This is a genomic window from Propioniciclava sp. MC1595 (assembly GCF_017569205.1).
Lineage (GTDB): Bacteria > Actinomycetota > Actinomycetes > Propionibacteriales > Propionibacteriaceae > Propioniciclava.
In genome coordinates this window covers 634,194-648,868 of the sequence record NZ_CP071870.1, presented here as the reverse complement: position 1 = coordinate 648,868, position 14,675 = coordinate 634,194, and the positions used below count along the sequence as shown (strand labels likewise).

The 14,675-nt window shown below is 72.1% G+C and carries 12 protein-coding genes and 1 pseudogene; all 13 read left to right on the top strand.

Annotated elements, in window-relative coordinates:
- Positions 1-8: 8 nt before the first annotated feature.
- Entirely contained in the window at positions 9-302 is a 294-nt protein-coding gene (locus J4N02_RS03025) for a hypothetical protein (RefSeq protein ID WP_182817194.1), read from the top strand.
- A gap of 93 nt (positions 303-395) precedes the next feature.
- A complete protein-coding gene (gene treY, locus J4N02_RS03020) occupies positions 396-3,113 on the top strand; it encodes a malto-oligosyltrehalose synthase (RefSeq protein ID WP_208091096.1) in 2,718 nt (905 codons plus the stop codon).
- Positions 3,106-4,836: a malto-oligosyltrehalose trehalohydrolase gene (treZ, locus tag J4N02_RS03015; protein WP_188334015.1), complete on the top strand. Its 1,731-nt coding sequence runs from the start codon at positions 3,106-3,108 to the stop codon at positions 4,834-4,836. Before treY ends, treZ begins: the two co-directional genes overlap by 8 nt.
- 132 nt (positions 4,837-4,968) lie before the next feature.
- Positions 4,969-5,676 carry a DUF3662 and FHA domain-containing protein gene (locus tag J4N02_RS03010; RefSeq protein ID WP_182817198.1) on the top strand — a complete coding sequence of 236 codons (708 nt, stop codon included), beginning with the start codon at positions 4,969-4,971 and terminating at the stop codon, positions 5,674-5,676.
- Positions 5,669-6,145, top strand: coding sequence for an FHA domain-containing protein (locus tag J4N02_RS03005; RefSeq protein ID WP_188334014.1), 477 nt, complete (start codon positions 5,669-5,671; stop codon positions 6,143-6,145). Before J4N02_RS03010 ends, J4N02_RS03005 begins: the two co-directional genes overlap by 8 nt.
- 4 nt (positions 6,146-6,149) lie before the next feature.
- Positions 6,150-7,655, top strand: a complete 1,506-nt coding sequence (locus J4N02_RS17145) for a PP2C family serine/threonine-protein phosphatase (protein ID WP_188334013.1) — start codon at positions 6,150-6,152, stop codon at positions 7,653-7,655.
- 50 nt (positions 7,656-7,705) lie between these two features.
- Positions 7,706-9,259, top strand: a complete 1,554-nt coding sequence (locus tag J4N02_RS02995) for an FtsW/RodA/SpoVE family cell cycle protein (protein ID WP_208091197.1) — start codon at positions 7,706-7,708, stop codon at positions 9,257-9,259.
- Positions 9,256-10,689 (top strand): penicillin-binding protein 2, encoded by a 1,434-nt coding sequence (locus J4N02_RS02990; protein ID WP_188334012.1) that lies wholly within the window; start codon positions 9,256-9,258, stop codon positions 10,687-10,689. Before J4N02_RS02995 ends, J4N02_RS02990 begins: the two co-directional genes overlap by 4 nt.
- A gap of 98 nt (positions 10,690-10,787) precedes the next feature.
- Positions 10,788-12,681 (top strand): annotated as a pseudogene (pknB, locus tag J4N02_RS02985) (Stk1 family PASTA domain-containing Ser/Thr kinase); the annotation flags it as partial.
- Complete coding sequence (locus tag J4N02_RS17320; protein ID WP_375539356.1) at positions 12,588-12,785, top strand: PASTA domain-containing protein; 198 nt, start codon at positions 12,588-12,590, stop codon at positions 12,783-12,785. The pseudogene pknB and the gene J4N02_RS17320, both read left to right, overlap by 94 nt.
- A gap of 47 nt (positions 12,786-12,832) precedes the next feature.
- Positions 12,833-13,138 (top strand): cell division protein CrgA, encoded by a 306-nt coding sequence (locus J4N02_RS02980; RefSeq protein ID WP_182817207.1) that lies wholly within the window; start codon positions 12,833-12,835, stop codon positions 13,136-13,138.
- Entirely contained in the window at positions 13,138-13,884 is a 747-nt protein-coding gene (locus J4N02_RS02975; RefSeq protein WP_243760859.1) for a DUF881 domain-containing protein, read from the top strand. The genes J4N02_RS02980 and J4N02_RS02975 overlap by 1 nt, the downstream gene beginning before the upstream one ends.
- 110 nt (positions 13,885-13,994) lie before the next feature.
- Entirely contained in the window at positions 13,995-14,630 is a 636-nt protein-coding gene (locus J4N02_RS02970) for an aminodeoxychorismate/anthranilate synthase component II (protein WP_188334010.1), read from the top strand.
- Positions 14,631-14,675 lie beyond the last annotated feature (45 nt).

The window sequence follows — 14,675 nt, the reverse complement described above, 5'->3', positions numbered from 1 at the left end:
GTGGCCAGATGAGTACTGCAGCGAGCGAGAACCAGTCGCACGAGGACTGGTGGGCGGGCCTCTCCCAGGAGGAGCGGTACATGGCGATCGAGACGGTCCGGCTGGATCAGGACCCCGACTACCCCCTCGGGCAGGTGGGCGAACGCCCCACAGGCGAGCGCGCCGAGTGGCTGCGCCAGCGGCCCGAGTACATGGAGCGCTGGGCGGGTGCCGAGAACATCGCCCAGAAGGACGACATCGGCATCGGCCTCGACCCGGTTCCGGACGCCCACGCCGACACGGAGCCGCTGACCGAGGCCTGAGGGCAGGACAGGCTGTCGGCGCACGGAAGGCGGGCTGTCGGCGGTTCAGGGTAGGTTGGCGGTAGCCACTGCACCCGGACGACAAGGACAACCTTGACCACCACCACCGCAGCGAACGTGGCGACCCCCCGCCCGCACCTCCCGTCGACCGGACGCCGCACGCCGGTGTCCACGTACCGCCTGCAGCTGGGTCCCGACCTCAGCTTCGACCAGGCGGCAGCCCAGCTCGACTACCTGGAGGACCTGGGGGTCACCGACCTGTACCTGAGCCCGATCCTGCAGGCGGCACCGGGCAGCACCCACGGCTACGACGTGGTCGACCCGACCCGCATCAGCGAGGAGATGGGCGGCCGCGAGGCCTTCGAGCGCCTCGCCACGGCCGCCCATGACCGAGACATGGGCGTGATCGTCGACGTCGTCCCCAACCACATGGGCGTCCCGACGCCGATCCATCACAACACCGCGCTGTGGAGCGTCCTCAAGGAGGGGCCCGACTCCCCCTACGCGAACTGGTTCGACGGCACCGCCGAGGGCGGTGACGGGGACGGCATCCTCATGCCGGTGCTCGGCGCACGCATCGGCACGGTGCTCGCCGACGAGGAGATCACCATCGAGCGGCGCGTCATCCCCGGCCACGAGGCCGACGGCGAGCAGCCGGTGCTGGTCTACTACGACCACGTGTTCCCGGTGCGGGCGGGCACCGAGAACCTGCCCATGCACCTGTGCGTGAAGGAGCAGTACTACCGGCTCGCCTACTGGAAGGTGGCCGCCGAGGAACTCAACTTCCGCCGCTTCTTCGACGTCGACACGCTCGTCGCCGTCCGCGTCGAGGACCCCGAGGTCTTCGACGCCACCCACGCCCTTCTCCTGGAGCTGTTCCACCAGGGCCACATCGACGCCTTCCGCATCGACCACCCCGACGGCCTGGCCGACCCGCGCGGCTACATGCGCCGGCTGTCGAAGGCCACCGGCGGGGCGTGGATCATCGCCGAGAAGATCCTCGAGGGCGACGAGGACATGCCCGACGACTGGCCCGTCGCCGGTACCACCGGCTACGACGCCAGCTGGCGCATCTCGGCGCTGCAGTGCGACCCGAACGGCTACGGCGACCTCGGCACCGTCGCGCACCTGGTCACGGGTGACATCCCGGGCACCCTGCCCGACGTCATCGACCAGGCCAAGCGCGAGATCACCACGACGAGCCTGTTCGCCGAGGTGCACCGCATCGCCACGCTCGCCAACGACATCTGCCGCGACGACATCATGCTGCGCGACCACACCTTCGGCTGGATCCGCACCTGCCTGACCGAACTCGTCATCGCGTTCGACCGCTACCGCGCCTACGTCGTGCCGGGTGAACCCGCCCCCGACGACGCCGTCGAGCTCGTCCGGCACGCGGCCGAGAAGGCCAACCAGAAGCTGGACGCCGAGCTCCACGACACCATGGACGTCGTCGTCGACCTCGTCCTGGGCCGCGAGGTCGGCTCTGAGGGCCGCGCCCAGCGCGCGATGCGCGACGAACTGGTGGTCCGTTTCCAGCAGGTGTGCGGCGCGGTCACCGCGAAGGGTGTCGAGGACACCGCCTTCTACCGCTGGACCCAGCTCGTCGCCCTCAACGAGGTCGGCGGCTCCCCCGCCACGTGGAGCATCAACCCCGACGAGTTCCACCGGTGGTGCGCGACCATGGCCACCCAGTGGCCGGCCACGATGACCTGCGGCACCACCCACGACACCAAGCGCTCGGAGGACGTCCGCAGCCGCATCGGCGTCATCGCCCAGTACGCCCCCGAGTGGCGTGCGCTGGTCGCCAAGCTGCACCCGTACGCCGAGGGCGTCGAGGGCCACACCGAGAACCTGTTCTGGCAGATCCTCGCCGGCACGTGGACGCCCGACGGCCCGATCGAGCGCGAACGGCTCGAGCAGTACATGCTCAAGGCATCCCGCGAGCAGAAGATCTGGACGTCCTGGACGGGGCAGGACGCCGCGGCCGAGGCGTCCCTGCTCGAGTTCATCGGCAGGGTCTACGCCGACGGCGACCTCATGGGCGCCTTCCAGGACTGGTACGACTTCACCGCCGACTCGGTGCGGGTGTCGATCCTGTCGCGCAAGGCGATCCAGCTGACCTGCCTGGGCGTCGCCGACCTCTACCAGTCGTGTGAGACCCTGCAGAACTACCTGGTCGACCCCGACAACCGGGGCCCGGCCGACTTCGCCGCGCTCGCCGACCTCGGCAGCTACCTCGACCGGCGCGACCCGCTCACGCTCGCCGAGGAGAAGTTCCACGTCACCCGCGAGATCCTGCGCCTGCGGCGCCGGGTGCCGGACGCCTTCGTGGGCCCGACGGCCGCGTACCGCCCGCTGCCCAGCAGCACCGGCCACGCCCTGTGCTTCGCGCGGGGCGACGACCCGCAGGTCGTCACGATCGCGGCCCGCCTGCACCGCGACCTGGCCAAGCAGGACGGCTTCACCGAGCACATGGTGGTGCTGCCCGAGGGCACATGGCGCGACGTCCTGACCGGCACCGAGCACGCCGGCGGCAGCGTCCTGCTGGCCGACGTGCTGCGCCGCTACCCGTGCGCGGTCCTCGAAAAGACCGCCGGGCCCGACGGCACCGCCCAGGCCGAGCAACTCGCCGATGCACTCGACAACGGCGACCCGATCTTCCGGGCCACGCCGCGCCAGGACCCGTCCGGCCGGCCCGCCCCGGCGTCCGGGTCGACCGACGAGGGCGAGACCGAGACCACCGGCCTGCTCGGCTGGCTGAGCAAGCGCTTCTTCGAGCGCACCAACGGGGAGGGTGGGAATGCCTGACGTCACCGTCTGGGCCCCGCTCGCCGAGTCGGTCGAGGCCGTCCTCGGCGACGAGCGGCGGGCCCTCACCCGCGCCGGGGAGCACTGGACGATCGACCTCCCCGTCGGCACCGACTACCTCCTGAGCGTCGACGGCGGCGAGCCCCGCCCGGACCCGCGCAGCCCGCGCCAGCCGCACGGCGTCCACGGCCCCAGCCGGGTGTGGGACGCCGCGGGCTTCCGCTGGTCCGACACAGAGTGGGCCGGGCGCGAGGTCCTCGGCGGGGTGTTCTACGAGCTGCACGTCGGCACGTTCACCCCCGAGGGCACCCTCGACGGGGCGATCGAACGACTCCCCCACCTGGTCGAGCTGGGCGTCGACACGGTCGAACTGATGCCGGTCGTCCCGTTCCCGGGCGAGCGAGGCTGGGGCTACGACGGGGTCAGCTGGCACGCGGTGCACGAGTCCTACGGCGGCCCCGAGGCGCTGCAGCGGTTCGTCGACGCCGCCCACGGACTGGGGCTGGCGGTCTGCCTCGACGTGGTGCACAACCACTTCGGCCCCGCCGGCAACTATGCCGCGGTGTTCGGCCCCTACTTCACGATCAAGCACCACACCCCGTGGGGCGCGGCGATCAACCTCGACGACGACCACGCCGAGGGCGTCCGGGCGTTCATCGTCGACAACGCGGTCCGCTGGTTGCGCGACTTCCACCTCGATGCGCTCCGGCTCGACGCCGTGCACGCGCTGATCGATGACTCGCCGCGGCACGTCCTGTCCGAGATGGCCGACGCGGTGGCCAGCCTCGGCCGCGAACTCGGGCGTCCCCTCACCCTGATCGCGGAGTCTGACCTCAACGACGTCACGATGGTCACGCCCACCGCCGAGGGCGGCCTGGGCATGGACGGCCAGTGGGCCGACGACGTGCACCACGCCCTGCACAGCTGGCTCACCGGCGAGACGTTCGGCTACTACGTCGGCTTCGGCGCACCCGAGACCCTCGCGCACGCGTTCGAGCGGGTGTTCGTGCACGACGGCTCGCACTCGACGTTCCGCGACACGGCCTGGGGCGCCCCCGTCCCCGACGACGTCGACCGCCGCCGGTTCGTCACCTTCACCCAGAACCACGACCAGGTCGGCAACCGCGGCCTGGGCGACCGGCCCGACGAGCGCCTCCCCGCGGGGGCCGTGGCCGGCGGCGCCGCCCTCCTCCTGCTCGGCCCGTTCACGCCGATGCTGTTCCAAGGCCAGGAGTGGGGCACCCAGCGTCCGTTCCGCTTCTTCTCCGACCACGAGCCCGACCTCGGCTCCCTGATCAGCGCGGGCCGCATGCGCGAGTTCGCCGACCACGGCTGGGGCGAGATCTACGGCCCGGACGCCGACATCGTCGACCCGCAGGACCCGGCCGCCTTCGAGGCCTCGGTCCTCGACTGGGACGAGCCGACGCAGGAGGCGCACGCGGCGATGCTCGCCTGGCACCGCACGCTCATCGGCCTCCGCCGGGAGCACTTCGGAAGGGGGATCGACGCCCCCCGGCATCCGGTCTCCACCCGGCACGGGGACGACTGGTTCGCGCTCACCCACGGCCCCCTCACGGTCGTCGCGGCACCGCGCGCCGGCGCCGAGGTCAGCTGTCCGGGGGAACTCGTCGCCCGGTTCGGAGAGGTCGAGCACGCCGCCGACGGCACACTGAGCCTGGACTCCGCATCCGTGGCCGTGGTGCGGAGCGCGTCTGGCACCTAGACTCGAGACGGTTCACCCGCAGGGGGGAGAGGAGATGTCCCCTCCCCTGCGAACACCGGTCACCCGCACGGGGGCGTGCGAGCTACGCTTGTCCCGATCCGCCCCGTGCGCACACGCCCGTAAGGAGGTCACGTGGGAGTCTTCGACAACCTCGAGCGCAAGCTCGAAGGTGTCGTCAACGGTGCCTTCGCGCGTGCCTTCAAGGGCGACGTGCAGCCCGTCGAGATCACCGCGCGCCTGCAGAAGGAGCTGGACGCCGAGGCCCGCCTGCTCTCGCGCGACCGCCGGCTGGTGCCCAACGACTTCACGATCGGGCTCTCGCGGCACGACTACGACCGACTGGTGCCGTACAGCCGCACGCTGAACTCCGACATCATCCCGCAGCTGCGCGAGTACGCGGCGAACGCGGGCTACGTCTTCAACGGCCCCGTCACCATTGCCTACGAGCTCGAGGCGAACCTGCCGGTGGGCCGCTTCACCGTCGAGAGCCAGGCGGTCGCCGCCGCGGCGACGCCGGCGACGACCACGGCCATCCGGCGGGCGGTGCTGGTGCTGGAGGTCAACGGCATCCGCCACCCGCTCTCCCCGCCCGGGTTCACGCTGGGCCGGGGCACCGACGCCGACGTCCGCATCAACGACCCCGGGATCTCCCGCCTGCACGCCCGCGTGAGCGTGCGCGGCGCCGAGGACGCCCCGCAGGTCACCATCGAGGACATGGGGTCGACCAACGGCATCGTCGTGGACGGGCGCCGCGTGCAGACCGCCACCTTGACCGCAGGGTCGCGGGTCGAGCTCGGCAGCACGCGCATGCTGGTCAGGTCGCCGGTGAGTGATGTCTGAGCTCCTCGTCCTCGCCCTCAAGTTCGCCTTCCTCGCCCTGTTGTGGGTGTTCATCCTGTTCACCGGCGCGGTGATCCGGTCCGACCTGTTCGGCCGGCGGGTCCCCACGGCAGCCGTGCAGGCCGCGCCCGCGGCGTCCGGCACCGCGCAGCCGGCGCGCCGGAGCCGCCGCGCCCGCCGCACCCCCACCACGCTGCGCATCACCAAGGGCAAGCAGGCCGGCCTCACGATGGGCCTGGGCGAGCACCTGAAGATCGGGCGGAGCACCGACTGCCAGCTGATCCTCGACGACGACTACGTGTCGACGCGGCACGCCCGGATCTACCGCAGCGGCGACGGCTACCTGGTCGAGGACCTGGGCTCCACCAACGGCACCTACCTCAACAACGAGCGCCTCAGCTCGCCCGCGCCGTTCTCGACCTCCGACACCCTGCGCATCGGTCGGACCCTCATCGTCGTGGAGGCCTGACCCCATGGCCCTGACCCTCAGTTACGACGCCCACTCCGAGATCGGGCTCGTCCGCAGCAACAACCAGGACTCGGCCTACACCAGCCCGCGGATGCTCATGGTGGCCGACGGCATGGGGGGCGCCGCCGCTGGCGACCTCGCCTCGGCCGTCGCGACGTGGGAGCTGCGCCGCACCGACGAGAACCTCGACGACCGCATCGCCGCGGCCCGCGCCGAACGGCTGGCAGCCGAGGACGCCCCCGCACCCGTCCCCGCCGCGGGCGAGGACGACCCCGGCGACCTCGTCGACGTGCTGACGGTGATGGCCGGCACCCTGGCCCGCGCCAATGAGCGGCTGGTCGAGCTGGTCGAGGACGACCCCGAACTGTCCGGCATGGGCACCACGGTGTGCGGCTTCGTGCTCGACAACGACCGCCTCGCGGTCGTCAACATCGGCGACTCCCGCGCCTACCTCGTGCGCGACGGCGAGCTGCACCGGGTGACGCGCGACCACAGCTGGGTACAGACCCTCGTCGACGACGGCCGGCTGACCGAGGAGCAGGCGCTCGAGCACCCCCACCGCTCGCTGGTCCTGCGGGTGCTCAACGGCTCGACCCAATACGAGCCCGACCTGGGCTGGCTCGACATCGTGCCCGGCGACCGGCTGCTGGTGTGCTCCGACGGGCTGTGCGGCCTCATGACGGATGCCGAGATCGCGGCCGTGGCCGCTGCCGGCCTCCCCCGCCAGGAGACCATCGACCGCCTCGTCGACCTCGCCCACGCCGCGGGGGGCCACGACAACATCACCATGGTGCTGGCCGACGTCGAGGCCGACGGCGCCCCCGGCGAGGTCGCCGTCCTCGGTGCCGCCGCCTCGGTGACCGACCCCGGCCGGATCGAGCACACGGCGTCCTTCGCCCCCCTCGAGACCGAGGCGCCGATGGACGAGCTCGAGGCGTCCGAGCGTGCCATCACCGAGGAGGAGCGCTACGCGCTCACCGGGCGCCGGAAGGCGTCCACGTGGGCCAAGATCGCGCTCTCGGTGGTGCTGCCGCTCGCCCTGCTCTGCGGCGGCGCGTTCGGCTGGTACCAGTACACCCAGACGCGGCTGTTCATCGGCCCGGCCGACGCCAATGTCGCGCTCTACCGCGGCATCCCCGACCGGGTGCTCGGCCAGGACCTGTCGACGCTGCTCGAGACCGACACCACGCAGATCGCCGACCTGCCGCCCTACTACGCCGAGAAGGTGCGGGCGAGCATCCCCGTCAACGACATGGCCGCCGCCCGCTCGACCCTGATCGAGCTGCGCGACAAGGCCAACCAGTGCATCGCCCAGCGCAAGGCACGGGCCGAGGCGAGCGCCGCCCCGACGCCCGACCCGTCGACGACCCCGGCTCCGGCCACCCCCGGCGGCACGCCCGCCCCCGTCGACCCGAGCGCCTCGCCGGCGCCGTCGGTGTCGGCGTTCACGCCCGTGGGGACCCCGTCGCCGGGGTTGACCACCCCGGTCACGGCACCCGAGGAGTGCTGAGCGTGTCGGAGGTGGTGGTCTACCGCCGGCGCACGGTCGTGTCGCTGGTGATGATGCTGTTCGCGCTCGCCCTGGGCGCGGGCGGCTACCTCCTGACGAGCCTGAACCAGAACGGCACCTTCCCGGCCGACTGGCTGATGTCGGCCGGCCCGCTCCAGTTCGGCGGACCCTGGTACCTGGGCCTCGCCGCGTGGTTCGCGCTCGGCCTGGCCTGCTGGGGCGTCACGGCCTGGCGCCTGCCCTACGCCGACCCGCTCATCCTTCCGACGGCCTTCCTGCTGGCCGGGCTCGGGATCTCGATGATCTACCGCCTCGACCAGGCCGACGGCAAGCGCAGCGCCGAGCTCCAGATGCTGTGGCTGTTCCTCGCGGTCGCTGCGTTCATCGCGCTGGTGGTCTGGTTGCGCGACCACCGCCGCCTGCAGCGCTACACCTACCTCTGGTTCCTCGCCGGCTTCCTGCTGCTGCTCGCCCCGCTCGTTCCCGGGCTGGGCAAGGAGAACCACGGCGCGCGCATCTGGATCGAGGTGGGGCCCTTCAGCTTCCAGCCCGCCGAGATCGCCCGCATCGTGCTGTCGATCGCCTTCGCGGCCTACCTCGTCGAGAAGAAGGACGTGCTGGCCCTGGCCGGACGCCGCTTCCTCGGCATCGACTTCCCCCGCGCCCGCGACCTGGGCCCCATCCTCATCGCGTGGGGCTTCTCACTGGTGATCCTGGTCTTCCAGAAGGACCTCGGCACCACCCTGCTGTTCTTCGGCCTGTTCGTCGCGATGCTCTACGTCGCCACCGAGCGGCCCAGCTGGGCGATCCTGGGCACCCTGATGATCCTGGGCCTGGGCGTCCTGGGCTACAACGCCTTCGGCCACGTCCAGACGCGCTTCGAGTCGTGGCTCAACCCCTTCACCGACTACGACCGCAACGGCCAGGTCATCAACGCGCAGTTCGGCTTCGCGTGGGGCGGCCTGTTCGGCTCCGGGTGGGGTGACGGACGCCCCTACCTCACCCCGCTGGCCAAGAACGACTTCATCGGCGCCGCCATCGGCGAGGAGCTCGGCCTGTTCGGCCTGTGCGCCATGGTGCTGCTGTTCGGCGTCATCGTCGCCCGGGTGCTGCGCGCGGCGCTCGGCTCCGCCGAGGGCTTCGGCAAGCTGCTCGCGACCGGCCTCGCGTTCGTGTTCGCCCTGCAGGTGTTCGTCATCCTCGGCGGCATCACCCGCCTGCTGCCCCTGACCGGCCTCACCACCCCGTTCGTCTCGCAGGGCGGCAGCTCGCTGGTCTCGAACTTCCTGCTCCTCGGGCTGATGCTCACCGTCACCCACCAGGTACGCCGCCCGCACGTCGAGCACGCCGGCTCCGGCGAGTACGTGTCGCTGTCCGCCGAGGCGACGCAGGCGCTGCCGGTCGTCGTCGGCCCCCGCACCGGGGCCACCGCGGCTGGGGCCGCAGCCGAGGTGCCCGTGACGCCGGACGAGGCCCCCCTCCCCGCCGGGCCGGCCGCCGAGCCGCGCCCCGACCCGGTCGACTTCGGCGGCGAGGCACCCGAGCCGCTCCCCAGCCACGCGGAGCCCCCGGCCCCCACCGAGGACGGGGAGGAGCCACGATGAACGGGCCCATCCGCCGCGTGTCGGTCGTGATCATGCTGATGTTCCTGGCGCTCATGGTGAACGCCTCCTACGCCTACGTCTTCCGCACCCAGTCGCTCAACAACGACCCGGCCAACCGGCGGGTCCGCGACGCCGAGTTCGGCACCGACCGCGGCGACATCCTCGTCGGCAACACCCCGATCGTGACGTCGACCCCGGTCGACGACCGCTTCGGCTTCCAGCGCAGCTACCTCCAGGCCGAGCTGTACGCCCCGGTCACCGGGTACTACTCGTTCCTCTTTGGCGGCTCCGGCCTGGAGCGGTACTACTCCTCCCAGCTCGCCGGCACGTCCGACGTGCAGTTCCTGCAGAACATCGTCGACCTGGCCACCGGCAAGCGGCCGCAGGGCGCGAGCCTCGAGACGACCCTGGACGCCCGCGCGCAGCAGGCCGCCGCGAACGCCCTGGGCGACCGGCCCGGTGCCGTCGTCGCGCTGGACTACTCCACCGGCGCCGTCCTCGCGATGGTGACCTCACCCACCTACGACCCCAACCGGCTGGCGTCCCACGACATCGCGGCCACGCAGGAGGCCTGGACCGCCCTGAACGACGACCCCGCCAAGCCGCTGGTCAATCGCGCCGCCCGCGAGGTGTACGCGCCGGGGTCGACCTTCAAGCTCGTGGTCAGCGCCGCCGCGCTGGAGTCGGGGATGACGCCCGACACGGTGGTCTCGTCCCCGGCCAGCCTGCGGCTGCCGAACTCGACCTTCGAGATGACCTACAACTGCGGCGGCGAGGAGATCTCGCTGCGTCAGGCGCTGCAGGTCTCCTGCAACACCGCCTACGCGCTGATCGGCGACCAGCTCGGCGACGATGCGCTGCGCGAGCAGGCCCGCAAGTTCGGCTTCGGTTCCCCGCAGCTGCCCGAGCTGGATGGGGTGGCCTCGAGGTTCCCCGAGGACCCCGACCGCGCGCAGACGATGCTCAGCTCGATCGGTGGCTTCGACGTGGCGGCGTCCCCGCTGCAGATGGCCATGGTCGCCGCAGGCATCGCCAACGACGGGGTCGTGATGACCCCCTACCTCGTCAGCCGCGTGCGCGGGGCCGACCTGAACGTGATCAGCTCCACCTCGCCCCGTCCGCTGTCCACGGCCATGTCCGCCGTGAACGCGCGCGCACTACAGGACATGATGGTGAGCGTGGTGGAGAACGGAACCGGCCGCCGCGCCCAGATCCCCGGGATGCGCGTGGGCGGCAAGACCGGCACGGCGCTCGCCTCGGCGGTCGCCGGTGAGGGCCGCGCGCCCTACGCCTGGTTCGTCGCGTTCTCCGAGGAGCCGAAGGTCGCGGTCGCGGCGTTCGTGCAGGACGCCGGGGTCGACGGGTCCGAGGTGACCGGCGGGCGCTACGCTGCCCCGATCGCCCAAGCCGTGCTGGAGGCGGTGCGATGACAGACGAACACATTCCCCGTCGGGCCAAGCCGGGCCCCGACGACACAGCGCAGGACCGCGGCCCGTACGCCGACGGCCCGCACAGCAGGGAGGCAAGGATGTCCGACCAACCCAGGGTCCTGGGAGGCCGCTACGAACTCGGCCGCATCATCGGCCGAGGGGGCATGGCGCTCGTCAGCCAGGCCCGCGACCTCCGGCTGGGCCGCGACGTGGCCGTCAAGGAACTGCGCATCGACCTCGCCACCGACCCGACCTTCCAGGCGCGCTTCCGCCGCGAGGCGCAGGCCGCCGCCGGGCTGAACCACCCCAACATCGTGTCGGTCTACGACACCGGCGAGGAGATGGACCCCGCCAGCCGCACGCCGGTCCCCTACATCGTGATGGAGCTCGTCGAGGGCCGCACCCTGCGCGACATCCTGCGCGAGGGACGCCCCATCCTCCCCCGCCGTGCGCTCGAGTTCACCGTGGGCGTCCTCGAGGCCCTGGCCTACAGCCACAAGGCCGGCATCATCCACCGCGACATCAAGCCCGCCAACGTGATGCTGACGTCGACCGGCATCGTGAAGGTGATGGACTTCGGCATCGCCCGGGCCGTGGCCGACACGAGCTCGACGATGACGCAGACGGCCGCCGTGATCGGCACCGCTCAGTACCTCTCCCCCGAGCAGGCCCGCGGCGAGACCGTGGACGCCCGCTCCGACATCTACTCGGCCGGCTGCCTCATGTACGAGCTGCTCGTCGGCCGGCCGCCGTTCCAGGGCGACTCCCCCGTCTCGGTGGCCTACCAGCACGTCCGCGAGCAACCGGTCCCGCCGTCGTCGCTCGACGACGAGATCACCGCGCCCATGGACGCCGTGGTGCTCAAGGCCCTCGCCAAGGACCCCGACGACCGCTACGCCACCGCCGGCGAGATGCGCGACGACGTGCAGCGCATCCTCGGCGGGCAGCGGGTCAACGCGACCCTGCCCCCGCCCGTGCCGCCGCTGGTGGCGGGGGCGTCCGGTGCGGCCGCCGCCTCGGCGGCCACCACCGTGCTGCCCAGCGCGGGCGCGCCCTACGACACCGCCGACCAGACCCTGGGCGGGGTCGGCGCCACGATGAGCGGGACCATGGGCACCGGCCAGATGGCCCCCGTGCCGCCGCCGCGCAAGAGCCGGGCCGGGCTGTGGTGGACGATCGCGATCGTCGCGCTGCTCGCCGTCGGCCTCGTGGCCGGGGGGCAGCTGATGTCCCGCGATCAGGAGCCGGCCGTCCGTGAGGTGACGGTTCCCTCCGGCCTGCTGAACAAGACCGAGGCGGTCGCCAGCCAGACGGTGCGCGAGGCGAACCTCGTGCCGAGGATCGAGCACGAGCAGACACCGGACGCCGCCACGGTGGGCCAGGTGATCCGCACCAACCCGGCCGGTGGGGCGCTCGTGCCCGAGGGGTCCGAGGTGGTGCTGACCATCAACGCGGGGCCCGAGATGAAGACGATCCCGGACGACCTCGTCGGCATGGACGCCGACGCGGCACTCAAGGTGCTCTTTGCCGCGGGGCTCACCGGCGCGTCGGTCGACGCCACCGACGAACCCGTCGACGCCAAGAAGGGCACGGTCCTGGAGGTCACGCCCCGGGGTGGCACCGAGATCCCGGTCACCGAGACCGTCACCCTGACCGTCGCCACGGGCAAGGGCCGTGTGCCCAGCATGCTGGGGATGACCAAGGCCCAGGCGACCGCCGAGCTCACCCGTCTGGGCTTCACCAACTACGTCTTCGAGGGCCCCGACGACGGCAAGGTCTCCAGCAGCTCACCGCAGCCCACCGAGAACGTGGACCGCGAGGCCACGATCACCATCTACCTGCAGGGCCCCGAGACGCCGTCCCCGGCTCCCACGCTGCCGGTCCCGAGGCTCGAGGGGTTGTCCAGGGACGACGCCGAGTCGGCCGCCCAGGACGCGGGGTTCACCAACCTCGTCTTCCAGGGTCCGGCCAACGGTGTCGTCGTCCGCACGGACCCACGGGCAGGGACGCAGGTCGACCCCGAGAGCCCGCTGACGATCGTCCTCGAGGCGGCGCAGCAGCCGTCGCCCGACCCCACCGAGACCCCCGGCGGCTGACCGACGTATGCTGGGGTCCTTCCACCACGAACATGGAGTGAATGCACGTGCCTGAGTCCAAGGGCCGCAAGGAGGCCGCGGCGAAGAAGAAGACCGCCCGCAAGGCGGCGGTCGCCGAGGAGCGGGCCGAGAAGCAGCGCCTCGGCAAGGCCGGCCTGGCCGACAACCGCGCCTGGGTGGTGCCCACGTTCATCACGCTGATGCTGCTCGGCGTGCTGTGGCTCGTGGTCTGGTACCTGACCGCCTCGACCGGCATCGCCGTGCCCGGCATGTCGTCGCTCGGCAACTGGAACCTGCTCATCGCCATGGTCCTCATGGGCGCCTCCTTCGGCGTCGCGACCCTCTGGAAGTAGTGGACGCCGACCGCACCCCCCGGCCCGCACCCCGGCGCGCCCTGCGCCGTAAGCCCTCCCTGCGGGTCGCCACCGTCATCGTCTGCGTGGTGGCGGGCTTCATGATGGCCACCAGCGCGCTCGCCTCGCGCGGCAACGACCTCCGCCCCGACCGCACCACCGAGCTGGCGTCGCTGGTCCAGGCCGAGGCCGACCGGGTCGACCAGCTGGGGCGCACGGCGTCCGGCCTGCGGGCCGAGGTGGACGCCCTCAGCGCGCGTGGGCAGGGGGCCGGGTTGCCCGACCTGGGCGCCGCCGCGGAGCGCGCGGACTCGGTGGCCGTGACCGGGCCGGCCGTGACGGTCGTGCTGACCGACGCGCCGGCCTTGGTGCAGCCCGCGGGTGTCGACCCCGACCTGCTCGTGGTGCACCAGCAGGACATCCAGGCCGTCGTGAACGCCCTGTGGGCCGCGGGCGCCGAGGCCATGACGATCCAGGGCCAGCGCGTCTCGTCCCGGACGGGGATCAAGTGCGTCGGCAACACGGTCGTGCTGCACGGCGTCCCGTACGCTCCGCCCTACCGGATCACCGCCATCGGCGACGTCCCGGCCCTGGAGCGGGGCCTGCGCGAGAGCGACTACCTGCGCCTCTACCGCACCTACGTGGACGCCTACCGCCTGGGCTATGAGGTCTCCCGGCAGGCCCGCGTCGAGATGCCCGCCTACGCCGGCCCGGCCGAGTTCGAGTTCGCGCGCGTCCCGCGCTGAGCGCCGCGGCGAGGCGGGAGGCACGGCCACAGCCCGTGTTCCGGGCGCCGACAGCCCGTGTTCCGGGCGCCGAGAGCCCGTGTCCCCCCGCATCAGGGAGAATGGCCCCCATGGCCCGGATCCTCGTCGTCGACAACTACGACTCGTTCGTGTGGAACATCGTCAGCTACCTCGCCCAGATCGGCGCCGAGGTCGACGTGTGGCGCAACGACGACGAGCGCTTCGCCACCGACGGCTGGGCCGACGCCTTCGACGGCATCCTGATCTCCCCCGGCCCCGGGACCCCGGAGGCCGCCGGCGTCAGCATCGACGTCGTACGCACGCAGGCGGGCCGCCTGCCGATCTTCGGCGTGTGCCTGGGGCTGCAGTCCATCGGGGTCGCCTACGGCGCGGTCGTCGACCGGGCGCCCGAGCTGCTGCACGGCAAGACCTCGCTGGTGCACCACGACGGTCGCGGCGTGTTCACCGGGCTGCCGAACCCGTTCACCGCGACGCGCTACCACTCGCTGGCGATCGAGCCGGCCACGGTGCCCGACGAGCTCGAGGTGTCGGCCACCACCGAGTCGGGCGTGATCATGGCCGTGCGCCACCGCGACCTGCCCGTCGAGTGCGTGCAGTTCCACCCCGAGTCGGTCCTCACCGAGGGCGGCTACCAGATGCTGGCCAACTGGCTCGCTGCGTGCGGGGACGCCGACGCCCCGGCCCGCGCCGCCGGCCTGGCCCCGCTGATGGCTGCCCCGGACTGAACCCTCGAAACCCAAGCCCTCGGCGCCCGAAACCCAAGCCCTCGG